This is a genomic window from Fibrobacter sp. UWB13, assembly GCF_900177805.1.
Taxonomy (GTDB): domain Bacteria; phylum Fibrobacterota; class Fibrobacteria; order Fibrobacterales; family Fibrobacteraceae; genus Fibrobacter.
Genome location: NZ_FXAX01000001.1, coordinates 1727498 through 1752157, shown reverse-complemented (window position 1 = coordinate 1752157; position 24660 = coordinate 1727498). Strand labels below are relative to the sequence as shown.

Below are 24660 nucleotides of genomic sequence, written 5' to 3'. Positions count from 1 at the left end.
AGGAAAAACCTTTGATTATTGGCTAGCAATTTTTAAATTTGGCGCGTTATGTCATGGTTAATATTGGCTTTTGCTTCGGCGGTTTTTCTTGGCTTTTACGACTTGGCTAAGAAGAAATCGGTTCAGGATAACGCTGTCCGTCCGGTACTTTTGCTCTGCAGTGTTTTTTATGCGCTTTTGATGTTGCCGGTACTTTTGTCCGGGCATTGCGAGCCGCTGACTTTGCATGACCACCTGTTTTTGATGGTCAAGTCGGTGATTGTCGGCGGAAGCTGGCTTTTTACGTACAGCGCGATTGCGCACATGCCGCTTAGCATTTCTACGACAATTCGTGCGCTAGCTCCTTTGTTTACAATCATGATTGCGGTTGGCTTTTTGGGCGAGCGTCCGCAGGTGATGCAGTGGGTGGGTATTGCAGTTTGCGTTTGTTCGTACATCGGGCTCTCGCTTGCGGGCCGCAAGGAAATGGGGCATTTCTTTAGCAACGGCTGGGTCGTGGCGATGCTCCTCGGGACGATTTTGGCGGCTTGCAGCGGCATTTACGATAAGCTGATTTTGCAACGCATGAATTTTGAACCGTTGACGGTTCAGGTTTGGTTCAGCATTTACATGTGCGTGGTGCAGTTCTTGACGACTATGTTCACGTGGTACCCGACGCGTAAAAAGACGACTCCGTTTCAGTTCCGTTGGTCGTTCTTGGCGGTGGCGGCGCTGTTGATTATTGCAGACCGTTGCTATTTTTTGGCGGTGAGCGATTCGGATGCGTTGATTTCGATCATTACGGTGCTGCGTCGTTCGAGTGTGTTCATCAGCTTCTTGGCGGGAATTCTTATATTCAAGGAACGCAAGAGCAAAACGAAGTTTTTTGCAATGTTGGGCGTGGTCATTGGCTTGTGCCTGATTTCGCTCGGACGTTGATTTTTTATGGTCGCGGAGTAGTAGCGTTATGCTGAAGATTGGAATTACGGGTTCGATAGGTGCGGGCAAGTCCTTTGTCGGGGCCTTGCTGCGTACACGTAATTTCCAGGTGCTTGATGCCGATTGCAAAGTGCATGAACTTTACCGCGATTCGGCGGGGCTGCGCGCTGAAATGGCGGCGTACTTTGGCGAAGAATGCTTGACGCCGACGGGCGTGAATAGCGCGCTGATTGCGGACCGAGTTTTTGCGGATGCTAATGCTCGCGTGAAGTTGGAGCAGATTGTTTACCCGTACTTGAACCGTGCCGTGGCGGAATTTTTTACAGGGGAGGCCGCGGACTCTTCTAGTGAAAGAGCCACGCAGTTGACGAGAGTCGCGGACAAGTGCCGGTTCGTGGAGGCTGCGCTTTTCTCGCGTGCGCCCGAGCTTGTAAAAATGCTTGACGAAATCTGGATTGTCGATGCGCCTGAATGCGTTCGCTTGGAACGCCTGGTGCTGCGTGGCCTCAGCGAAAGCGATGCTAAACGCCGTATTGAAAATCAGCGTGGCGCCTGCGCACCAGAACTTTTCCCGGGCAAGCGGATTCGCACGGTTATGAACGATGGCGATAAATTGCACGTGGAACAGCAGCTTGATGAACTGCTAAGAGACTTACACTAATTTATTGGAATTATGCAACCTTATATTCACCAGTTCGCGAATTTTTTGAGAGCCCATTTGAATTCAATTTCGGTCGGGCTGATTGCAACGCTTTTGATGCTCTATGGCGCCTGCATCAATAACTATTTCAAGCGCATCACGAAAAGCATCCCGTTCATTGGGCGCTTTGCACTGTTTGTTGTGCTGTGCAGTGTCGGGTATGCGTTTGCAAGTTCGCAGATGGTGCGCCTTTTGCGCATGGTATTGCGCGAACTTTCGGACTTGCCTTTGATTGGTGTGGTTGCGGGATGCTTTGTGCTGCTTGCGTTCCTCGCCAAAAGCGGGAAAGATATCTGATACTTAGTCAATAGTCAATGGTCAATAGTCGTTAGATTCAATCAATAACTATTAACTAATGACTGATGACTAATAGCTAATTAAAATTGTCGCGGTTTACTCCGTATAAAATAACGTCGTCAATCCACATTTCGCTTTCGTCTACAATCCAGATGGTGAAAGTCGTGACGCGCGGCTTGACGAAATCCCATCCCATATTCCCAAACTCGCCATCGCCTTCGACAAAATCGCTTGGCGTAAAGCTGAAGCGTTTCCAGGTGGAATCGAGATAGTCCACATACTTTGTTTTGCCGGTTGGCTCGTTGAGAACTTCTACCGCAAAACCGAGCTCGCCCTTGCCTTTGGCGTAGAACGCAATGGAATCGATGCCCTCGAGACTTGATGGATTGCGGTTGATTCGTGTGCCTATCATCGACCACTTGCCTCTTGTTTTGCTAGTGCTCTTCCAATGGAATACGTAGCCGCCACGTTCCTTGCTGGATTCAAAGGCGTCCTGGATGTTTTCGCTTGAGGGCGTTGTCGTGACGTTTGTGTCTTGTGGATGGAAGTACCATTCGCGCGGACCGTCGCCGTAGTCAAATGCGGATTCGAGTTTTTGATTTTCGAAGTCAATCAGCGTGATGGAATGGATGGCTTTTACGAGCGAGTCGGGGAGGCTTGCCCAGATATCGTTGCTTGCGCTTGCGTCGAGTGCGGCGGTCTTGCCCCAGTACATTTCGAGGTTTTCAACGCTTGATGAGCCGTCGATGCGGATTTGGAATTCTGCGGACTGCGGAGTGTCTGGAGTGGTGCTGTTCCAGAAAGCTCGCTTGAATGCGAGTCGGTTCCCGCTTTGGTCGGTGAATCGGATGTCGTTTCCGTTGTCCATGGCTTCGCTAAAGTCGAAGTTCGTTTCGTTTAATCGCACAAAGACAACGGTAGTTTCTGCGATGGGTTTCATCCAATCCGAGATTGTAGAATCAAGCGGAATGGTGCGAACATGTGCCCATTGCTCTAATTGTTCATTTTCGAGAGTCGGTTTTGCTAGCGCTAGGATATCGCTCTTTTCGCCAGCAGAAATTGTAATGGAGGCTTCGCCGATGGTTTCTTGTTCGTCAGGCAAAATGGCTCGAATCTGGTAGCTTGCTGGCGGGAGTGAATCGAGTGTGAATTCGCCGTCTTTGTTGGTCTTTACGATTTTATCGGTGCCGTAAATCTGGACCCAGGCGTAGTCGGTTCCTTCAGGGAGCTCTGCCTTGCCGGTGACGGAACCGAGTTCTTCCATTTGCATGGTTGTTAATTTATTCTTCTTTAAGTCGCTAGAGGCGATTGCCTGGAAAACGCCGGAATTGCCATCAATGATTTCGATGTAGCCTTTATCGAAGTTGATGGAATCCATGACGATGTTGCCGAGTGAATCTGCGGCGACTTCTAATGTTGCGTCTTGTATATTATTTTGCGTGACGGCGGAATCCGATGAAACTCCTTCCACGTACCAAAGCGGACGGATCCTTGCGACGACGTTGGCAGCCGGTTTAGAATCGATGTTTACAACGTTGATGATGCAAGCGTTTTCGGTTTCAACGGTGCTAGCGCCTGCGAGATTCTTATCCGAGGAGCAGGCGAATAGCAAAATGCAGGATAGAGATGCTAATAATCTTTTCATGCTATCCTCGCTTTTTCTTTAGATGTTTCTTTGTCAGAAATGTCGGCGACGGGGTATAGCGAAAAAATGAACTGCATGACTTTCTTGGGCTCTGCAACTTCGGCAACGCGTTTTTGAACTTGTCTGCGAAATTCACAAGTCATCTCGACGAGGTCTTCAAGACATTCGTCATCGACGCAAGCGAGAATTGATGAAATGTTGCGCTCGCTCGGCGGAATGTTGACGAGCGCGTTTTGCGCAAGCGTAAGCAGTTGATTCTGGTAACTGCGAATGGCGGTAACTTTGGTTGCTCCTGCCGATGTAAAATTGACGGTCGAAACGGCGTAACGCTCGGAAGCAAGCGGCGTAATCATCTTGAGCTCTTTCAAGACGCGTATTGCTTCTTTGACTTGGTCTTCGGAAACGGCGGGGGTAATCTGCTTGACCAAGGTGTGGACATCCGCCTTGCCTCCGTTGATTTCGATAATCGAACGGACAACTGGGATCCACCAGCGGCTGAGGAATAAAATTTCGTTGGAGTTCAGCTTGCGGAGGCTCACGTCTTGCAATGCGAGAGCCATCTTGTAAAGCTTGTCCTTTTTGGCTTTGGATTTGGTTCTCGATGCTGCCACCAAAATCTCAAAAAGTTCTCCATCGCGGCCTTTGAGTCCGAGCAATTTTTTGGAGAGCGGGATACTCTGCGCGGGGAGGTGGGATTCCTTATTCAATACACGGAAAACCTGGCTCGTTTCGAGTCCAAGTTTTTGTCCCATCATCTTATAGGAAAATAGCGGAAATTCCAATTTCTTTTGCACAAAGAAATTTTTCAGTAAATCTCTGTAATCGCCAATTTCGTCTATGTTTAACATGGTAAACCCTCTATTATGAAATAGATTTTTTACAAAGGACAAGGACAGTTTTTTTTTAAGTTTTATTGACGAATTGACAATATGGTGTATGATGTTTATCACGGATTATTTTTGTAAAAATGATGTTTTTCTTACATCGGTTCGGTTCGCTCTCTAAAAATTTAATTTAGGGAACAGAAAACAGAGAGGTAGCTATGCAGAAAGAAGACATCGTTGTTTTAAGGCAAGTTGTGATTTTTTCACTGGTTGCTATTGTTCTTGGCTTTGTTTACGGCTAATCTTTAAGTAAAATTTGGTGTATAGGCGTAAAGCTGGTGCGGTTAAGAGCTGCTCTGGCTTTTTTTGTTTATAAAAGATGTTATATTGTTCTAGCCTGAAAAAGATTAAAAAGGGATTGTTAAAAATGCCAGCAGAAATTAAGATTCTTGAACGTGCTGAAATGTATTTGCGAAAGCTTTCGGAAGGTGTGAACCCTCTGACCGAGGAAGCTTTGCCGGAAACGGATGTTTGTAAACAGGAACGTATTAGCAAATGCCTTACCTATGTGGCTGATTATTTAAAGCAAAAGGTTATGCCGGTGATGGAACGCCGCGAAAAGGTGGTGGCTCCGAAACCGCAAAAGGTTGTAAAGCCGCGCCCTGTCCGCGAAGTAGCGACGCAAGAACTTGTCTTTACTCCTGAAATGTTGTCCAAGTTCGAAATTTCTGTTGAACCGGTTTCTGTATCGGGTGTTGTACGCCGCTTGAATTTCTTGATCCCGCATGAAAGTGGAATGATGCCGCTTGTGTACGCAGACGTGGCAGAGGTGCTTTCAAGAGAAGGTATTCTTTTGAAGGAAGAGGGCGATAAGGGCAAGGACTTGAATTTGCCGACTCCGCGTGGTGAAGAACTTGGTTTTGCAAAGGTCGAAGCCGATATTCGTGGACACCATTCGATTTACACGAAGTGCAATGCCGATGCCCAGAAGTTTATCTTGGATAATATTGATAAATGCGTTGCCCAGGCGAATGAACGTTTGGCAAGGCGCAAATCGCGTGCAGAATTGGGCGAGACTGGCCGCAGTGGTAAGGAAAAATTCCATGTGACCGAAGAACAGCTTAAGAATTATCCGACAGATGAATCTCCGGTGCCGGTCAGCGAAATTGCAAGACGTTTGAACGACTTGCTCCCGCAGGATTCGAATGTTGAAAAGATTTATTTCAAGGCCATTCGCGACTGGTTTGTTGCTCAGAACATGCTTGAAGAAAAGAAGACTGCTCTTGGCAAGATTTTCTTTGAACCGACGGAAACGGGCGCTCAAAACGGCATTGTGACGGAATCGCGCGTGGGCAAGAATGGTGAAAACTATGACGCCGTCTTGTACAATGGTGCTGCACAAAAGCTTGTGCTTCAGCACGTGAACGAACTTGCGTAATTAGTCTTCCTGGAGCCGAAGGCGATAGGATCCATAATATGAAAATCGCCGCCCCTGCTTATTGCAAGGACGGCGTTTTTTTCATGTCATGCCGGTCTTTGTGCCGGCATCACCATACGCGTCTCGAATCGCTGATGCTATCGGAGTCTCCGCAGACCTCTTGGCATCGGGACTTCCTTGCCGTTTTCCCCAAGCAAGTAGATGTTGTCGAGGTTGATGAATCCCTTGCCGCTATAGCGGGCGCGGAAGGCAAAGTTCTTGATCTTGGTCGGGTCGAGTTGCGGAATCGTCTTGCCCCAACCTTCCTGCTTCATGTTCTCCCAGATGAGCGTATCGCGAACCCAGTTGCCGCGCGTATTCTTGAGGCGGACCATGAATTCGTCGTAGTCTTCGACCTGGCTCGACATGATTTGCAGTTCGATGTAGCCTTGCGGATTGTTGTGCGATGTGGCGTAATCGAAAACGATACCGACGGAATTCTTGATTTCTTCCGGCACGTTGTAGTAGGCTCCGGAGTAGTTCGGCCAACCGAGATTAGGCGGTTGCTCGACGATGAAGTCGTGGCGGATGTAGCCGCCGAGAGGCGGGTTGCCGTTAAAGACCTTAGCGTCCATCGAGGTGGCGTTGTCGCCATTCACGACCGGGAACCACGATACGTTGTCTAAACCGTTGTCGAAGTTCTGCATCACGCTTGTGGTGCGGTAAGCGCCGCGGACGCGGAACGGAATGTTGAACGACGCCTGCTTTTTGTTCTTGCCTGTGATGGTGACTTTGATTTCCTTATTGCCAATCGAGACTTTTTCTGTGAGCGGAATTTGCAAGTGGAAACTTTCGATGGAAGAATTCCATTTGCCGTCATCAGGAGTTGCACGAACCGTAAGCGGGCCGTTCTTGTCCCATTTCTTGATTTGAATTTCTGCACCGGCGAGTTCGCCGCCTTCTTGCACGGCGGTCACGAAGAGGTCAAGCGTATCGCCTACGACAAGGACTTTCTTTTCGAGTGCTGCAGCGAGAACTTCGGGAGCGCTGTTTTGCTGAGCCGGGTTCATGCGGACAACGACAGTTCCAAACGGCGGCACTTCGATATCGCGGTTCTTGCCTTCGATGCGGCGACCGCTCGGACCCATTTTCGGGTACGGGTAAGCGTCGCGCTGGTCACCAATCCACTTGAACTGTTCTGCACCAAACACGTCAACTTCTACGCGTGCATTGCTCGGTTTTTTCTTTTCGCTCTTGCGGTCAACCTGCACAATTTGCTTGGTGTCGGTGAGGTTCACGAGAAGAACGTTGCAGCTGTTGCCTTTGCAAATAGCGTATGGCACGACTGATTCTGTAGTGCTCTTGACAGGAACGACGGCGTAACCGCTTTCGAGGAATCGCTTGAACGTCATGTAGACACCGTAATATTCTGCAGTAGGTTCAAGGCTTGCCCAACGGTTCCAGGAACCTTCTTTCAAAAGCGCGGTCATGCTGATAGTACCCCAAGTGTGGTCTGGACCTTCAAACACGTTGCCGAAAGCATCCCATGGGAGTGCTTGGAAACGGTCGCCAAAGCGGACGGCGTATTGTGCAAAAATGTTTGCCATGCCAGCTGCTTGCGGGTAGTCCATCCAAATTTGAGAGCCTTGCACGGACGTGCTGAATTCCGAGAGGAATACGCGACGTTTGCCTTCGAGATACTTGTTCATCCAGGCGTTGAGCGTGTCGGCGTTGTGTGCAACATCGAGACTCGCCTTGAGCATGTCTGCAGCATTCAAGTTGTTCGGAGCCCAGTACGGATAAGTGTGCAAGTCAACGACATCGAGATAGCGCTTGCCATCGGCCTTTTCGGCTTCACCGACGATACGCAAGAATTCTGCCATCCAGTATTTGCCATCCATGAGACCTGCGCCTTTCTGCTGCATCTTGTGTGTGCTGAGAAGCGGGCCGTGCAGAATGATGCTCGGATCAACAGCCTTCATGGCGCGGGCGTATTCGATAAAGCGTGCGGCATATTGCCTTGCCGAGAGCGGGCCGGATTCTTCCCATTCGCCGTCGAGTTCGTTGCCGATTTGCCATTGCTTGATGTTGTACTTTTTGACTTTGTTGGCGTAGCGCACCCAGGCGGCTGCTTCCTTAGAGGTTCCAGTGCCTGCGTTGACGCAAATGACGGCTTGAGCTTTTTGACCATTGACAAGTTTTGGGAGCTTGTTGATGTAGGTCATGAATTCTTCGAAATGCCATTTGATGTTGGTCCAGTCGGTGCGCGGCTTGTCGCCGTTGCGCGTGGACATCGCGAAGAACTTGTAATCGTTCCCGGCGAGTAAATCGTCAGAACCGCTATAGAGCTTCATTTCTCGAATTTGCACGCCTTTAGACGGCAAGTCGGTCGTCTTGAAGCGGAGCGCTACATAGCGAGCGCGCGTTGTGGCGAACTTGTACTTTGTTTCGCCGCTAGTGACCTTGACGGTACCCCATCTCTTTAACTTATTTTCGAGATTCTGGTGAACGCCCGGGTATTCGGCGTATTCGTCCGTCCAATATGAAAGTTCAAAAGACTTCGGGCGGAGATTGCCCCATTCGACGATGATGGAATCGAGGTCTTTCTTTTCAGGGAATTCAATAACGATCCAAGGCGGGTCTTTTGGATCGAGAATTTCGCCCCACCACATAGTGCTCTTGTCGCCATCGGCAAGGTGGCTGCGACGGATGAATCCGTAGTTGTCTTTGGTCGTGCCACGGTAAATTGTTTCGCCGAGGAATCCCGGAGCCCAACTTTCTTCGCTTGGTGTCCAGAGTCCAGTGCTGTCGTATTTGCCTGCGCCATTCCAGTGGTAGTCATTGCTCAAGCTTCCGTTCGGGAAACGGAAAATGGTGTAGCCGCCATCGACGAGGGCGGGCGTCATGTCGTAATAACGCGTGGGCGGATTCCAGATGGCGAGATCGGCGCCCATCATGTTTTGCTTGTTGATGACAACGCCCGGATGCGCATCGTCAATCTCGATGATGTTCTGTGCGGCAAGCGCAGATGTCGCAGAAATTGCGAAGGCCGTGCTGCACAAAAGTTGCTTGAATTTCATTTATCCTCCTCAAGAATGGGGTAGGGTTTACTCATGTTCAAAATGTAATAAAACGATTTTGCAACATGGGCATTGTGCGGCTTCGAATGGCGTTAGGGCCTAATTCTAATATGGGTTCTTCTTGACAAGACTTTTTTGTTGACGATGTACAAGAGGTATGCCGCAAAAAATGAAATTAGCATGGTAAGAATGTTCGAAGAATCTTTATCCAAAAAGTCTATGAAATCAAAGAATAATTTGTATATAAATATGTGGCACAAATACAATTCCAATGACATGAGCCCGAAGATGGTGAAAATCTTATCAATGGTTTTATATTTGTCAAAAAATTTTGCAAGAAGTAAGCACAGAACAGGTGTTATGATAATGTAGGGGAGATAGGCTAGAGAACAGGTTTGCAAGGCGTAGAAAAAATAGGTCTGGAATGTGAATAAAATAATTGTCGCGATAAAGGCTGATGATAAACCTATTGTTTTGAGCTTTTTGGTGAGTCTAATGTTGCAACCGTCTTTTGCCCAATGGCCAAAAATTGCACCTATGAAAAATATCGGGAGCCTTGCGTAAGTTAATATGATGAATCCCCCGTAGTTCTTGTTGTTGTAGCAAAGAATACAAGTTAATGCGTAGATTAACATTAAAGAAAATCCCGCTCCGATAAAATAGAACGATGCTTTATACCCGTATTTTTTGAATAGCTTGAAGTAAACAGGGAATATTGCGTATAGGAACACTATGCAAGAAATAAACCACGATTCGTCACGATACCCAATCCAGTAGCCTAGTGTTGTCGCCTTGCATATCAATTGGTAAAAAGCCCTAGTGCTAAAATCCATTTGCGCCAAAAAGGCAAAGCCTATCACAATCCAAAATTCGGGAAGGATGCGGAAAAAACGGCTCTTATAATATTTCTTTAAATCAAAATTTTTTCTGGATAGGGAATAGTAAAGACCGAAACCGGACAAAAATAAGAAAATGTCTACACCGCCATAACCGACGGACCTGAAAAAATCTATGAAGTCTATATCTGTAGGGACTCGCAAATGAAACAGCATAATCCATAATATGGCAAAGCCCATTATGGCACTTCTGTGTTTTGACAATGTCTGAAGTATGCTGTTCACCCTATTAATATACTTGATTTTTCAAAATAGCGATGTCTGTTTTTTTAGTGAAAATTGTAAATATTCTATATTCATTGGGAGCTCTAGGGAGGCTCGGAGCTTTCGCTTTAACAAGGTGTTTTGCAATGCGTATTCTTGAAAAAATAAGTGAATTTATTGGCAAGTGGATGGCTGTGGTGGTGCTTGCTATTGCAGCCCTCTCTTTATTTGCCCCAAGCACGACTCTTTGGATCCAACTTTCGTGGGTGAATTACCTTTTGATGGTCGTGATGTTTGGCATGGGGCTTACGCTCAAGTTGAGTGATTTTGCGCTGGTTTTCATGCGACCGAAAGAAATTACGATTGGATGCGCGGCGCAATTTATCGTGATGCCTGCACTTGCTTTTTTACTTTCGAAAGCGTTTGGACTCGATGCAGCTTTAATGGCGGGCGTGGTTCTCGTGGGCACTTGCCCAGGTGGCACTGCGAGTAACGTCATCACTTACCTCTCGAAGGGCGATGTCGCACTTTCTGTCGGCATGACGAGCGTGAATACGCTTCTTGCGCCTGTGCTGACTCCGGCGATTACCTATTTGCTACTCCGAACAACGGTCAATGTCGATGTGATGGCGATGTTCCTCTCCATCGTGAAGGTGGTGCTTGTGCCGATTGCGTTAGGATTTGTTATCAACAAGTTCTTTGGCAAATGGACTGCGCGGGCGATTAAAGTTCTGCCGCTCGTTTCTGTGGTTGCTATTGCGATGATTGTTGCGGCTGTCGTTTCGCACAATGCAGCGAAGATTCTTTCGACGGGCGCTATCGTGTTCGCGGTGGTGATTTTGCACAACTTGCTCGGTTACGGCTGTGGCTTTGGTCTCGGCAAAATGCTCAAGTTCTCTACGCCCAAAACAAAAGCCCTCTCTATTGAAATCGGCATGCAGAATTCCGGGCTTGCTACAAGCCTTGCGGCGACCGCATTCTCTGGCCTTGCCATGGCGACCGTTCCTGGAGCCATTTTCTCCGTATGGCATAACATTTCCGGTGCGATTCTCGCGAATGTTTACCGCCGCTGGGATAAATAGCGCTGTCTAGTACTGCAGCGAGTTCCATGTAATGCCTGTGGATAATTTCCGCAGGCTATTTCTTTTTTGCAGATAACTTCTTGAATTCGGCTCGTGCCTTTTTCATGTCGGCAAGGAACGTTTCGTCGTTGTGCAAGCTTGCAAACGCTCCTGAAACAAGAACCTTGGAGGCATCAACATCGCTTTGCCAATGGAACCCTGCAATCACGCGACTTTGACCCCATTCATAGGCGTACTTCAACAATGCGTCTTGCGCAGCGGGGTTCACCTCGACCAAGAGCAATGCCATTGACCAGGCGCGAATGGTGTGTCCCGACGGGTAGGAGCCATTCGTTCTCAGCCGCTCTTCTTCGGCAGGGACAAGAGTCGATTCGTTGAAGCGGTCATAGGGGCGGCGTCTCATGTAATGCCTTTTGGGCTGGCTCCCCACCTGCTTAAGCGTTCGGATTCCGCGTTCGAGCATGTTCATGATGGCGGGCGTCTTCTTTGCCGAAATTTCCATGCCAAAAGGTTCGCTGAACATCTTGGCCATGTCCTCGATCGTTTCTACCGCCTGCGCCACGGCCAGGGCGGCACGTGCGGAATCCGCTCGCATCGCTTTGCCCCACATGTATTGCGAGATGTCGTACATGAACTGGACGGACGTTGTTTCCGGCGGCGCAGGGTAGAAGTTGAGCGCGTTCGGAAGCGCGTCTGCCTTGACGTATGGCTTTGCGTCTGCCGCAAAACTGCAAAGAGTTGCTCCGCAAATGGCAAGAGCGAAAACAGATTTTTGGAGAAGTGTAATCATATTTTAAAGATATATTTTTAGAAAACGCGTGAACGTTTATTACAGTAATGAAATGCGCACTAATCGCGTCCGTAAAAAAGCTGCGTGTTGCGATGCCATGCTACTTTACGATAAGCAGGCTCCAACAGCGAATCGTTTTCGTTCATAAAGAACGTGTGCTTTTTCGTGCACATGGACACCAATTGCACGCAATAACGCGCAGTCGCTTCTGTGTGGTGCTTTCTGTGGAAGCACGAAAGCGTAAGCAAGTGGTCGTTTTCCATCGCTTTTTCCACGGCGCCACGATAAATGCGGGGAAGACTGCACCCGCGAATCCAGACCGCAAACGCACCGTTCGCAAGCGCAATGTCTAAAATACGACGCTCCGCATCCGAATGGAATGTGCCCACAAGACATTGATGGAACCGCCCTGCTTCTGCGGCCCATTGCTCCAGTCGATAATCATCTGCGTCAAAATCTCTCGACGCGAAAACACCGATTTTCGTTTCTGGCCCAAACCACAATCGCATGGATCCCTCTGTGTTGATTCCGATAAGTTTGATTCTGTTCATATTTTTGCTCCCTTAAAAAATAAAGACCGCCCCGCTTGCGCGGATTGCGATCTAATAACATCACCCTTTCTGGTGCTGAAGGTAATATACAATTAAAATTTGAGAAAAACAAGTACGGTAAAAGAGGTAAAACAGTGAACGAATTTGCGAAGTCTCTTGCATCGGGCGAAAGGAACTGTAGCCGAAGACCGTCTTCAGAATTTCAAGTGGAGTTTGCATATTATCCTAATTATTGATATCACCCTTCCAGCCGTTTTTTACGTTCTTCCCAGTCGGGCATGAATGTCGCCAGCTGCTGGTAGAACTTTTTGGAATGGTTCGGGTATAGGAAATGCGTAAATTCGTGCGTAACTACATATTCAATGCACGACACTGGCATGGCGATTAGTGCAGTATTGAATGTCACGAATCCTTTTTTCGGAGAACAGGAACCCCAACGAGAAACCATTTCGCGGAGCTGGATTTCTGGGAACGCGATGCCATATTTTTTTACTTGTGGGTAAACCTTCTTGCAAATTGCCGTTATTTCGTCTTTGCATTTTTTGCGGAGCCATGTTTCGAGCACGCGTTTTTTTAAATCGGCATCTTGCACATCCTTAACATATAACGTCACGTAACTTTCGTCTGATTCTACTTTACTGCGCGATGCATTCTTTATTTTGAGACGCAAGTTGCGGCCCAAGAACTTGACCGTTTCGCCATTAACAAAGTTGTTCTCTAAAACAGTCTCACGGTTTTTGTCCTTGAATTTTTTGAGTGCGCGCAATATGTACGCTGATTTTTCGGATACAAATGCATCGACAGTCTTTGCATTTACATCTTTCGGAGCAGATACATACACGCTTTGGTCGGCACGGATACGCAGGTTTATATTCTTGACGGGCTTTCGCTCAAGCATGTAGCCTATAGACTTGCCCTCTACAACAACTGTGCGGAGCATCAGAATCTCCTCATGGCGACGTTCAGCACGCTTTCCGTGATTTTGTCGATGTCGTCAAAATCTACTGCAATACTCTTGTCGTTTTCCAATTCATAGAACAAGTCGTCAATATCCTGGCGAATACGGTTGTGGATATCGATATTCGTTTTCCAGTCAACGGTATCATGAGTCCGCACTATCTGCGTTATCTTCTGCGAAACAGTCGCGATAGCTTCGGAATCCATATTGTATTTTTCAGAAAGTACAGGCATGGCAACGCCATAAAATGCTTGCGCATCCAAATCACCCGCAATCTTTTCCGGGAACTTCTGTTTGGTATCGCCTCTACGGAAATCCCCTAACACCTCAAATATTTGCTTGAGGTATTCCTTTTCTGAAAGAATCCTATTCTTGAATTCTTCCAAGACAGTATTGATTCTTTTAGAGAAACTATCATAAAAGGCAGGGTCTTCATCGCGGTTCAGCTTTATGCGTTTTGTAAGATGCGATACGATAGCATCGGCCTTAGACCTATCCGACGGCAATTTGTCAACAACCTTGTCGAAATCGCCGATATTCATGATATCAATCGGTTCGTAAATCTGCTGCACATCCTTCACGGACATATAAGTATCCAGCAGGTTTCGCATTTGCGGTTCGTATTCCGAATTGTCAAGCGCATCGGCATAGCGGATTTTCACGCTGCGGCGAATCTTCGAGAAAAACACGAATGTATCTCGGAACATTTCGATTTCTCTGCGTTCGAACGCGGCAAACGCCTTCACGGAGTTCATCACCATTGTAAAAGCGCGACCAAAAACGCAGAGAGCATCGTAGAACTTGGCTCGGACTTCTGTATCCGCCAAAAAGATTTCAATCTCTTCCGTATCCTTCCTGTTCTTGACAGATGCAAAAATATCCCACAACTGCGAGTATGTTTCGCGGAGGCGTGCCACGCAAGCCATGACATCGACGACAACGCCCTTGATGTCCGCCGAATCGTAATTTTCAAGTCCGGCACCGCTATACACTTCCATGGCGGCGTCCAACTTGCTAATTAGGCCTCGATAATCTACAATCAGGCCAAAATCCTTACCTTCGTATAGTCGGTTCGTACGAGCTATCGCCTGTAGCAGCCCATGATCCTTAAGTTCCTTGTCTATGTAAAGGACCTGCGTCCTCGGGGCGTCATAACCCGTAAGCAACTTGCTGCAGACAATCAAGATGTCAATTTCGCCATCGTAGAACTGGCTTTTCAGCGTATCCTCGTAGTCATCGGCATCGTCATACTGCTTCATCATCTTGTTCCAGAAGCTTACGACAAGGTCATCGGAACTTTCGTCAACATCGTCATGACCTTCGCGCATATCCGGGGCCGAAATGACTACCTCCGTCCTGATGTCGCAAAGGGTATCGAAAATTTGCTTGTAGCGCACGGCATCGCGTTTGAAATTACACGCCAGCATCGCCTTGAATCCCGATTCCTTGTAACCGTCCATAAAATGCTGGTAAATATCTATTGCCACACGCCGAATGCGCGAATCGCTAGACGTAAGTTTTTGAATGCTGCTCCATTTTGCTTTCAGTTCTGCAATCTGCGATTTGTTCAGCTTTTTCGTCACCATCTTGAACCACAAATCGATATTTTCTTCATCGACTTTCTGGTCCACAAAGCGGCCTTCATAAATCAGCGGTACAATCGCCTTGTCTTCTACACCATCCTTAATCGTGTATTTGTGAATCAGCTTGCCGAACTTATGCAAGGTGTTCTTTTCGTTTTTCAGAAGCGGCGTGCCGGTAAAGCCGATGTAGCAGGCGTTCGGGAATACCGTTCGCATCTTGGTAGCAAGCGAGCCGTAGTTCGAACGGTGGCTTTCATCAACAAGGACGAAAATATCCCTGGAATTGTTCTTGACACCCTGATTATCTACCGTATTGAACTTGTTGATAATCGATGTAATGACGTCAGCCTTGCCCTCGTTAATCAGGTCGCAAAGGTTTTTGCCGCTTGTAGCACGGGCCGGCGTCAGGCGTGTGTGCGTAAACGTCTTTGCAATCTGCTTGTCAAGTTCCTTACGGTCGGTCACGACAATCACTTTGGGGCTTACCGAACTCAGCTCTTCAAGAATATACTTGGAAACCATCACCATAGTAAGCGACTTGCCCGAGCCTTGCGTATGCCAGATGACGCCACTCTGACGGTTGCCTGCCGGGTCATTTTCGGCAATGGTCTTCATAATCGCCTCTACCGCAAAGAACTGCTGGTATCGGCAAATCTTTTTGATGTTGGCATCGTAAACGACAAAATACTTCGCGAACTTGCGCAAGCGTTCTTTTTCGAACAGCGAAATCAGCGTCTTGTCCTGTTCCGTCGGGACACGCCCCGCAACAATCTGATCAACAAGGCTCGCTTGCCATTCTGTATCCTGTTCACGCCATATATTCCAGAATTTTTTCCCGGTGCCCACAGTCGCATACTCGACCGCATTCTTGTTTGTTGCGACAACCATCTGCACGTACTTGAACAGCTGCGGAATATATTCCGCTTTTTGGTTGCGGATATTCTGCTCTACACCCTTTTCTTCAGAAATATCGGGAGCCTTGCACTCGATAACGGCAAAAGGAATTCCATTCACGAACACGACAATATCGGGGCGGGCGTTTTTCTGCTTGTCCCAGCTGTCGCAAGAGAATTCCTCCGTCACATGGAAAACATTGTTTTCGAAATTGTCCCAATCGATATAATTCAGATTGAAACTTTTCGTTGTCCCATCCACCAATTTTTCCTGATAACTCTTACCGAGCATCAAGGCATCGTAAACGCGTTCGCTCGTTTTTACCAGCCCCTCGGTTAACGGGACATCAAGTTCTGCGATAGCCCTTTCAATATTTTCGGCGGAGAACTTGTAAGCAATGCCATTATATTCAAACTGGTTTATTTTCTGGAGCTGTTTGCGGAGGATTTCCTTGAGCAAAACATTGTATTGCGTCCCACGCTCCTGGGCAGCATCTTCGGGCGAAATGTAGGTATAGCCCAGCTTCGCCAGCACTTCGATTGCGGGGTACTTGCTTGCATTGTCTTCAAGCATCAAGTCAGATTGATTTGTAAAGCTCATACTTTTACCCTCACAAGACCGGTAAGCAATAACTGCATCAGGGACTTTTTCTTGAGTTTTTCTTGTTCCAAGTCTTTTTGCAAAAGGGAAATTTCTTCATCTGCTGCAGAAAGAACATCGGCAATCGCCTTTTGTTCGGGGAGAGAGGGGAGGTGGCAATAAATTTTTGAAATCTTATCTACGGATAAGCCTGGTTGCGCCGTAGATTCTGATTTCTTGTTTAAATTCAAGAAATCAAAGAAATAATACAAGAAAATACTAGAACTTTGATAAGGGGAAACAACAATTGCATGTTCAGACGCAAAAAATTTTCCTTCAACGAATTTCACGTTTCCACACAAGGCACCTTGACGTCCAATTAAAGTATATTGCCCTTCATGGGTGTATGTATCTGTATAACCTCTTAATCCATTACCGCCATATACAGGACACTTCCCGTTTTCGTGAAATTTTGATGCAGTAATGGTATTGCCGCTTTTTAATGAACAGAATTCATTTATTCGCTTCCTTTCCCATTTGCTTTTGTCTATCTCAATTCCATTGATTTTAAATTTATTAGATGAGCTTGTTCCTCTTTCGTCTTTCGCCTCTTGTCTTTTATCTAATAAAGTGCTCATCAAATATTTCTTTTGACACTGCTTTTCGGCAATCAGCTTTTCCTTCAGCTCAATCACCCTATCCTGCGTCGCCAAAATCTCCGCAATCTTCTTCTGCTCCGAAAGAGGCGGGTTCAACAAATTTGAATTAAAGAAATCATCTACTGAAATATTTAACAACCCATGATTTCTAGCGCCTTCTTGAGCAAACGCCTGAATTTCGCCATTCATCAGACCTGCTTCAAAATAGTGAACATAAAAATCAGGACATTTGTTATTCTCACTTGCGGCAAAGCAAATGTACAAAGGAGAAACGATACCCTTGTCGTAAAAGTCTAGTCGTTTTAGAGCTCCAAATGGGTAACCATTTGAATAACTTTTATTATAGGCAAATTCGCCTTTTTCCATCAAATAATAATTCGACTTATCATCGCTCGCCACAGTCTTATTGAAAAATTCGTTTTGATTAATCAAACCATATTGAGCCGAAATAGTCAATACATTTGTATTGCCTTCTTTATTTTTCCGCACAACACGAGAAAACATATCATGGAAGCGAACCTCGCCCCATTCCTTCGGAACAATCCCAACTTTAGTCCTTTTATACCCAGCCGGAACACGCCCCGCCTGCACAGCCTTAATTCTTTTTTCAATCTCTGGAGTCATACACTCTACCCATTCTGTTTTCTAATAATATTGATTTTTGTATTATGTTTTCTTCCGCCAAGAGAAAAAATACATATCAAGGCAAACATGCTCAATGCATAAAGAAATTTCCCTAAAAACAACGCTGCAATCAAGATTATCAAGCAAATCATAATATGACTACGCATAAGATTGATTTCTGTTATCATCGACTGAAACTTGGCATTGCTCTGACTTATTTCAGAAATCTTTGCATCGTATTTTTCACGTGGCCAGATTTTTAGAATGACATATAGAGGTTCAATGATTATTGAGCCAAGCCTATTTATAATAAAACCTATTTCAAACATTGCTGCAATTGCAGCTACCGAAATAATTCCGGTCCAATTCGACATTATTTCACTGTATTTTTTTGTTGCATCTAAATCAATAGCGCCAATAAAGAACGGGATCGTAAATATAACGAACACACATCCAACGAAGAACATATTCACTATGTTGTAGAAAGGTATTTTTTCTTTCATCGCATTGTCCTCATTGCGTTATATGGTAAAAATGAACCTGCATAGAAACCTAATTTTCTGTTAAATGCGTTTCGGTTTGTCAAAAATGATAAATCATACGGATAATTCCGCTCGGCAAAATACACATGCGTCCAAACGCCGTCATTATCAAAAATTATGTCTTTTGCCGTATTTTGTGTAATAGTATTGTATCCCCTATAATAGTTAAGATGTTCCGATGGAGCCTCTCCTATTACAATAATTTGAGGATTTAGTTTCTTTAAAATTTCTTCGGGAACTTTGCCTGAGTCCCTTCCATGATGCGGTGCGAAGAGTATGTCAACCTGAGGCCAAGTTACACAATCCTTTATTTTTTCTTGGAAATCTTTCTCCATATCTCCCATCCATATCACTTTAACGCCATTAGTAACTTCATAAGTAAAAATAGGAGAAATGTTGTTGAACGCCGTTCCTTCCGCAGCCTGTTTTAACGCATCTTTGTAATCAGCGTTATTTGTATCTGGCCATAAGAAATTAATTCCCGAAGAACCATAATCATTCGGATTACTGCTATCGCAATCATTCATCCATTTACGAGAACAACCCTTATAGACATAAAAACTGATTTTATTATTGTCCCGAAGAGCGCAATAATACTTAAAGTCTTCCGTAGGCTCATCTTTTGTGGCCTTATTTTCTACACAGTAAAAATTACGTATGTCAATTGCACCGTCCAGCCTTTTTAAGCCTTGAATATGATCTTCATCAGGATGTGTTGATATAAATCTTGTTATATCTTTTCCTTTTTTCTCCAGGACGATCTCACCAATAATAGAATCTGCATTATCATCATCCATGCAGCAATCTATAATGGTAAAATTACTGCTACCATGTTTTATGTAAAACATGTCACCTTCGCCAACAGAAAACGACTTGATGATACTCATACTTACTTCCCTATCCTCTTTGTTCCATTTTCAATCAAAATCGGCTTTTGTAAATCAAGTGATAGAATAGTTCCTAGTTGACTTTCTGCTGTTTCACGTAATTTTACAAGTCGTTCTGATTGCGGCACCCCTTCCTTTATCAAAATGGCATTGTAACTTTCAAGGTTCGCCAAGACCAAAAGATGCGGGATATCGGCATAGTCCCTAATATTCCCTTTTTTATCCGGATTTTCATCCCGCCATTCCTTGGCGGTTTCTCCAAAAAGAGCCACGTTCAACAAATCAGCTTCATCGGCATAAACAAAACTCTTCTGCATCGAGGTCAACTGCGGCAAAATGAGTTTTCCCTTAATCGCATCAGTATGAATCCTGTAATTCAGCTTGGAAATTTCCCTATTCAGGTTCCAATTTAGGGACAGGCGGCTGTTTTCGTCCGATTTTAGGCGCCGATAATCCTTGACAATATACAGTTTGAATTCAGGAGATATCCACGAAGCAAATTCCATGGCAATATCGCTATGCGCAAAAATACCGCCACCGTATCTGCCAGACTTCGAGACAATGCCCACCGCTCCCATCTCATCGGTCCACTTCTTTATAGAGAACGTAAAAGCGTTACTACCGGCATCTTTTTTAAACGTATCGAATTCGCTACGTTTAAAATCCGTGTTATGAAGGGCTTCCCACAACCCCAAAAAATCCACCACATCCCTATTTCTAAGCCAACTATGAATCGTAATTCTTGGGTCAGAACTTCTAAAACGAGCAATATCCGTCAGGGAGATATACTCATTTTCGAAATCTGCGGTATAGATACCAATATCAATCCCTAAGGCATGAATCGTCTCTTTTTTCGCTTGAATCATCTTTTTTACCATACCATGCTCCTATTTCTGCCTTATTACAAATATCTCATCATCATTTTCGTGACTTCACGAAAATGATAATTGATGAATTTACAGCCCAAGCTCCTTCATGTATTTAGCCATCTGCTTCTGGACCTTCGAGAGTTCTTCTTCGATGTTCTTGATATTCGTCTTGACATCGTCAATATCCACCAACGCTTCTTCTTCGAAGGTATCAACATAGCGCGGAATATTCAGGTTGTAGTCGTTTTTCTTGATTTCGTCGAGCGTCGCCACGTAACTGTACTTTTCTTCGCCGCCGTAACTAGGGTCGGCAAGATAAGTCTTGTACGTATCGACAATCTTCGCCACGTCCTGTTCGCGCAAAATGTTCTGGTTCTTGCCCTTCTCATAGTGTTCGTCGCCACTCGCGTCCACAAAGAGAACGTGTTCGTTGGCTCCGCGGTTCTTGCGGAAAATGAGAATGCAGGCGGGAATGCCGGCGCCATAGAACAGGTTCGCCGGGAGGCCAATGACCGCATCCAGGAAGTTGAATTTTTCGATGATTGTCTGGCGAATCTTGCCTTCGCTTGCTCCACGGAATAGCACGCCATGCGGAAGCACGATGCCCATGCGGCCCGTTGCGTCGTCGAGGCTATGGAGGAAATGCATCACGAAGGCGTAATCACCCTTGGACGTCGGCGGAACACCCCAGTCAAAACGCTTATACGGATCGAGATCGGCGGACATTTTCGCCTTTTTGTCGTTCTCAGATGCATCGCCCAAGAAGCCGCTGTCCCATTTGTCCAAGGAGAAGGGCGGATTGGCCACGATGCATTGGAATTTCATCAGCTGGTCGTTTTCGATGTTGCCCGGGTTTGAGAGCGTGTCACCCTGCCAAATCACGGCATCGTCAACTCCGTGCAAGAACATGTTCATGCGGCAGAGAGCCCAAGTCTGCATGTTCTGTTCCTGGCCGTAAATACGAGCCTTGCGGTTCTTGATTTGCGCAAATGCCTTGAGCAGCAAGCCTCCGCTTCCGCAGGTGCCGTCGTAAATGCGGTCGTTTTCCTTGGGCTTCACCAAGCGCGCGACAAGTTCTGACACCTTGTTCGGGGTGTAAAATTCGCCGCCCTTCTTGCCCGCATCCGATGCAAAGTTTGCAATCATGTATTCGTAGGCATCACCGATAATATCGGCGTTGTCCAACTGCGACGGACGCAAGTCAAGATCCTTGAAATCTTCCAGCAGGTTCTTGAGGGTCGCGTTCTTTTCCTTGGGCTCACCAAAGTCAACCGTGGAGTTGAAGTCGATGGCGCGGAAAACGTCGTGCAGCTTGGCGCTGTTGTTGTTTTCGATTGCCGCCAACGCCACGTTGATTTTTTGACCAATCTGGTTGTCGTTCCTCTTTTCGTAGAGGTAATCGAACGTGGAGGATTCATCCATCACAAAACGCTCGCGGCTCATGGCTCGTTCTACGCGTTGTTTGTCGCCCTTGTACTGCTTCTCGTATTTTTCGCGGGTTTCCTTATAGACGTCGCTCAGGTATTTCACGAAGAGCATGGACAGGATGTAGTCCTTGTAGCGGGAACTGTCGATTTTACCGCGGAAACTGTCGCATGCGTTCCAGAGGACTTTTTCGATGTTTTGCTTTGTCGTCATTGCTATTTTCCTTTACTTAAACTTTTGTACGCATTGGCCATGATTGCCATGTTCAGTTCCGCTTTCGCCTTCGCAAGTTCCGAAAGCAGGGCTTGTTCCCTTTCCGAAAGCTTCAGGACTGCACCGATCAACCGCTGCTTTTCGAGCGGGATGATGTCGATTTTCAAATCGTTGAAGAAACTAGAATTGATTGTGCCGAACGCGATGGTTCCGCTTACATTCTGGTAGATTTGCTTCAAAGTGGATTGCTGGCGCAAAAGCCACAACACATAGGCGGGATCCACCTTCGATTTGTCGACGCGGATAATCGCAAAATGGGAGGGTACCACATAGCCGGCGGATTCGTCATTGACCAAAGCGGCTGTGTATGGGGCGCTAAGGCGAACCAGGATATCGTCCTGCCGGGTCAAAAAGTCCTGCTTCAGTTCGTCGTTGGCCGCATACGGTTCGGCAAGGCCCACGTCCAAGACGCCCGGCTCCTTGATGCAGCGCAGGCTGAGCAGGCGATATTCCCGAAAATCGCCGTTTTTGGGCCCTTTTGCCTGTTTTCGGGCCGTAACCAGCCCTGTTCTTATGTTCGAAACGTCCTTCAAAAACATTTTGCAACGGTTGTTTTGTGATTTTACAATGGTAATATAGGTTATTTCGGCCGGGAACGCAATGGTTTTTGAAGATTTTTTTTGTTATGGATGATTTGTGATTTGTTTTTGGAATTTCAGGGGTTTTAGGGGGCGGTGCCCCTAGGCGAAGGGGTAGCGAGCAACGTAGTGCGAGCGAGGGGAAGGCTTTCCCCTCCCTTTTTGTATGGATTGCTTCGTCATTTCATTCCTCGCAATGACGTTTTTCGGGTCAATTTCCGATTACATTTCCTAACCACTAATCACCAACCACTAGCCACACTTATAGTCTTTTTCTATCTTACGCCTCACCGCCAGATGTCGTATTTCTGGGGAACCGGGCGAGAACCGCCCACAAAAAAGGATTATTTATGTCTCAAATCGAACTTACCTTCCCCGATGGCTCCGTACGTTCCGTAGCATCGGGCACCACCGGCCTCGAAATTGCAAAGAGCATTTCTGAAGGCCTCGCACGCAAGGCTCTTGGCGTTAAACTCGGCGAAAAGGTTTTGGACCTTACCCGTCCGCTCACCGAAAGCGGTTCCATCCGCATCATCACCCCGAGCAACGACGATCCGGATGCATTGATGCTCCTCCGTCACAGCTGCAGCCACGTGCTCGCCGAAGCCATCTGCGACTTGTTCCCGGGCACAAAGCTCGCTTACGGTCCGGCAATCGACAAGGGTTTCTACTACGATTTGATGACACCGACTCCGCTCAAGGAAGAAGACTTCCCGAAGATTGAAAAGCGGATGAAGGAAATCATCAAGGAAGACCGTCCGTTCACTCGTTGCGAAGTTAGCGCCGAAGAAGGCCTCGCTCGCACGGAAGGCGACAAGTACAAGCACGATAACGCTGAACGTGCCCTCGCTCGCGAAGGTTCGGATGGCAAGTTGAGTTTTTATGTAACGGGCGAACCGGGCAAGAACTGGGAAGACCTCTGTGCCGGTCCTCACGTGCCTTCTACGGGCAAGCTTAAGGCTTTCAAGGTGCTTTCGATTTCCGGTGCTTACTGGCACGGCGACCAGAAGAGCGACCAGCTCACTCGTGTTTACGGTACCTGCTTTGCTGACAAGGAAGGTCTCGAAACTTACGTGAAGTTGCTCGAAGAAGCCGCCAAGCGCGACCACCGCAAGATCGGCAAGGAAATGGACCTCTACCACATCGAAGACCATTCTCCTGGCATGGTGTTCTGGCACCCGAAGGGCACCAAGATGGTGAACGCCCTCAAGGATTACATCCGTGGCAAGATCGACCATCGCGGCTACCTCGAAGTGATCACTCCGGAAATTGTGAACAAGGTTCTTTGGCTCAAGTCCGGACACGCTGACAAGTACAACGAAAACATGTTCAAGACGATGGCTGGCGATGTCGAAATGGCTGTGAAGCCGATGAACTGCCCGTGCCACATTTTGATTTTCAATTCTCAGCTCCGCAGCTGGCGTGACCTTCCGATGCGCCTTGCCGAATTCGGTAAGTGCCATCGTTACGAACCTGCCGGTACGATGCACGGCCTTATGCGTGTGCGTGGCTTTGTGCAGGACGATGCTCATATTTTCTGCACCGAAGACCAGATTGCAAGCGAAGTGGCTGACTTCTGCCACTTGGTCAAGGAAATCTACCACGACTTCGGATTCGACGATGTGAAGGTGAAGTTCTCTACCCGCCCGGCAAAGCGCGTGGGTTCTGACGAAATCTGGGACAAGGCTGAAGCCGCTCTCGCCGAAGCAACAAAGCTTGCTGGTCTTGACTACGTGCTGAACCCGGGCGAAGGTGCTTTCTACGGCCCGAAGCTCGAATTCACGCTCAAGGATAGCCTCGGACGTGATTGGCAGTGCGGTACCATCCAGGTGGACTTCAACTTGCCGCAGCGCCTCGGTGCTGAATATGTCGGCAAGGACAACCAGAAGCACATTCCGGTGATGCTCCACCGTGCAGCCGTCGGTTCCATCGAACGCTTCCTCGGTATTCTTATCGAAGAATTTATGGGCGACTTCCCGCTGTGGCTCGCTCCGGTTCAGGCCCGCGTGCTCCCGATTTCTGAAAAGTTCGTGGATTACGCCAAGAAGGTGCAGGACGAACTCGTGGCTGCCGGCGTACGTACTGAAATCGACGAATCCAACGAAAAGTTGGGTTACAAGATCCGCCAGTGCGAACTCCAGAAGGTTCCGTACCTCCTCATTGTAGGCGAAAAGGAAGCTGCAGAAGGTCTTGTTTCTGTCCGTAAGCGTAAGGACGGCGACAAGGGCCAGATGAGTGTCAAGGCATTCATCGACATGACCGCAGACGACAGAAAAGTCGTCCGCTAATCGCTTGACTCTCGCAAATATTTAAGCGCAGGTTCCTCGTGAACCTGCGTTTTTTGTTTATTGCAATACTATCTCGCCAAAAATATTGTAAGTTTTT

The 24660-nt window shown here is 47.0% G+C and carries 20 protein-coding genes; 6 read left to right on the top strand and 14 right to left on the bottom strand.

Annotated elements, in window-relative coordinates:
* Positions 1-48: 48 nt before the first annotated feature.
* Genes B9Y77_RS07305 through B9Y77_RS07295 form a run of 3 tightly spaced genes read left to right on the top strand, consistent with a single transcriptional unit; the run spans position 49 to position 1915 of the window.
* Positions 49-918, top strand: a complete 870-nt coding sequence (locus B9Y77_RS07305) for a DMT family transporter (protein WP_085491030.1) — start codon at positions 49-51, stop codon at positions 916-918.
* A 28-nt stretch (positions 919-946) separates the two neighbouring features.
* On the top strand, positions 947-1579 hold the full coding sequence (gene coaE, locus B9Y77_RS07300) for a dephospho-CoA kinase (protein WP_085491029.1): 633 nt from the start codon (positions 947-949) through the stop codon (positions 1577-1579).
* Positions 1580-1591: 12 nt separating this feature from the next.
* On the top strand, positions 1592-1915 hold the full coding sequence (locus B9Y77_RS07295) for a DUF3392 family protein (RefSeq protein ID WP_088640469.1): 324 nt from the start codon (positions 1592-1594) through the stop codon (positions 1913-1915).
* A gap of 76 nt (positions 1916-1991) precedes the next feature.
* On the opposite strand, the gene B9Y77_RS07290 is transcribed toward B9Y77_RS07295, so the two are convergent.
* Complete coding sequence (locus tag B9Y77_RS07290) at positions 1992-3560, bottom strand: carboxypeptidase-like regulatory domain-containing protein (protein WP_085491027.1); 1569 nt, start codon at positions 3558-3560, stop codon at positions 1992-1994.
* Positions 3557-4408 carry a DUF4423 domain-containing protein gene (locus B9Y77_RS07285; protein ID WP_085491026.1) on the bottom strand — a complete coding sequence of 284 codons (852 nt, stop codon included), beginning with the start codon at positions 4406-4408 and terminating at the stop codon, positions 3557-3559. Before B9Y77_RS07285 ends, B9Y77_RS07290 begins: the two co-directional genes overlap by 4 nt.
* A 403-nt stretch (positions 4409-4811) precedes the next feature.
* On the opposite strand from B9Y77_RS07285, the gene B9Y77_RS07280 reads away from it, so the two are divergent.
* On the top strand, positions 4812-5822 hold the full coding sequence (locus B9Y77_RS07280) for a hypothetical protein (RefSeq protein WP_254899956.1): 1011 nt from the start codon (positions 4812-4814) through the stop codon (positions 5820-5822).
* Positions 5823-5959: 137 nt separating this feature from the next.
* Here B9Y77_RS07280 and B9Y77_RS07275 read toward each other — a convergent pair whose 3' ends face one another.
* Positions 5960-8881, bottom strand: a complete 2922-nt coding sequence (locus B9Y77_RS07275; protein WP_085491024.1) for a galactose-binding domain-containing protein — start codon at positions 8879-8881, stop codon at positions 5960-5962.
* Between the two features lie 92 nt (positions 8882-8973).
* Positions 8974-10002 (bottom strand): acyltransferase family protein, encoded by a 1029-nt coding sequence (locus B9Y77_RS07270; RefSeq protein WP_254899955.1) that lies wholly within the window; start codon positions 10000-10002, stop codon positions 8974-8976.
* 125 nt (positions 10003-10127) lie between these two features.
* On the opposite strand from B9Y77_RS07270, the gene B9Y77_RS07265 reads away from it, so the two are divergent.
* Positions 10128-11063 carry a bile acid:sodium symporter family protein gene (locus tag B9Y77_RS07265; protein ID WP_085491022.1) on the top strand — a complete coding sequence of 312 codons (936 nt, stop codon included), beginning with the start codon at positions 10128-10130 and terminating at the stop codon, positions 11061-11063.
* A 55-nt stretch (positions 11064-11118) separates the two neighbouring features.
* Here B9Y77_RS07265 and B9Y77_RS07260 read toward each other — a convergent pair whose 3' ends face one another.
* The 10 genes from B9Y77_RS07260 to B9Y77_RS07215 form a co-directional block, all read right to left on the bottom strand.
* Positions 11119-11853, bottom strand: a complete 735-nt coding sequence (locus B9Y77_RS07260; protein WP_085491021.1) for an acid phosphatase — start codon at positions 11851-11853, stop codon at positions 11119-11121.
* 59 nt (positions 11854-11912) lie between these two features.
* Complete coding sequence (locus B9Y77_RS07255; protein ID WP_139829271.1) at positions 11913-12404, bottom strand: hypothetical protein; 492 nt, start codon at positions 12402-12404, stop codon at positions 11913-11915.
* A gap of 238 nt (positions 12405-12642) precedes the next feature.
* On the bottom strand, positions 12643-13344 hold the full coding sequence (locus B9Y77_RS15935; protein WP_085491019.1) for a M48 family metallopeptidase: 702 nt from the start codon (positions 13342-13344) through the stop codon (positions 12643-12645).
* Positions 13344-16439 (bottom strand): type I restriction endonuclease subunit R, encoded by a 3096-nt coding sequence (locus B9Y77_RS07245; protein ID WP_085491018.1) that lies wholly within the window; start codon positions 16437-16439, stop codon positions 13344-13346. The genes B9Y77_RS15935 and B9Y77_RS07245 overlap by 1 nt, the downstream gene beginning before the upstream one ends.
* Positions 16436-17701 carry a restriction endonuclease subunit S gene (locus tag B9Y77_RS07240; RefSeq protein WP_085491017.1) on the bottom strand — a complete coding sequence of 422 codons (1266 nt, stop codon included), beginning with the start codon at positions 17699-17701 and terminating at the stop codon, positions 16436-16438. The genes B9Y77_RS07245 and B9Y77_RS07240 overlap by 4 nt, the downstream gene beginning before the upstream one ends.
* 5 nt (positions 17702-17706) lie before the next feature.
* Positions 17707-18204, bottom strand: coding sequence for a hypothetical protein (locus B9Y77_RS07235; protein ID WP_085491016.1), 498 nt, complete (start codon positions 18202-18204; stop codon positions 17707-17709).
* Positions 18201-19130 carry an MBL fold metallo-hydrolase gene (locus tag B9Y77_RS07230; protein WP_085491015.1) on the bottom strand — a complete coding sequence of 310 codons (930 nt, stop codon included), beginning with the start codon at positions 19128-19130 and terminating at the stop codon, positions 18201-18203. The genes B9Y77_RS07235 and B9Y77_RS07230 overlap by 4 nt, the downstream gene beginning before the upstream one ends.
* Positions 19131-19132: 2 nt before the next feature.
* The gene (locus B9Y77_RS07225; protein ID WP_254899954.1) at positions 19133-20008 is read right to left on the bottom strand and encodes a KilA-N domain-containing protein; all 876 of its coding nucleotides are present in this window, start codon (positions 20006-20008) and stop codon (positions 19133-19135) included.
* A 78-nt stretch (positions 20009-20086) separates the two neighbouring features.
* Positions 20087-21637 carry a type I restriction-modification system subunit M gene (locus B9Y77_RS07220; protein ID WP_085491014.1) on the bottom strand — a complete coding sequence of 517 codons (1551 nt, stop codon included), beginning with the start codon at positions 21635-21637 and terminating at the stop codon, positions 20087-20089.
* A gap of 2 nt (positions 21638-21639) precedes the next feature.
* A complete protein-coding gene (locus B9Y77_RS07215) occupies positions 21640-22236 on the bottom strand; it encodes a restriction endonuclease subunit S (protein WP_085491013.1) in 597 nt (198 codons plus the stop codon).
* Positions 22237-22625: 389 nt separating this feature from the next.
* Here B9Y77_RS07215 and thrS point away from each other — a divergent pair, with 389 nt between their 5' ends.
* Positions 22626-24563: a threonine--tRNA ligase gene (thrS, locus tag B9Y77_RS07210; protein ID WP_085491012.1), complete on the top strand. Its 1938-nt coding sequence runs from the start codon at positions 22626-22628 to the stop codon at positions 24561-24563.
* Positions 24564-24660: the final 97 nt, after the last annotated feature.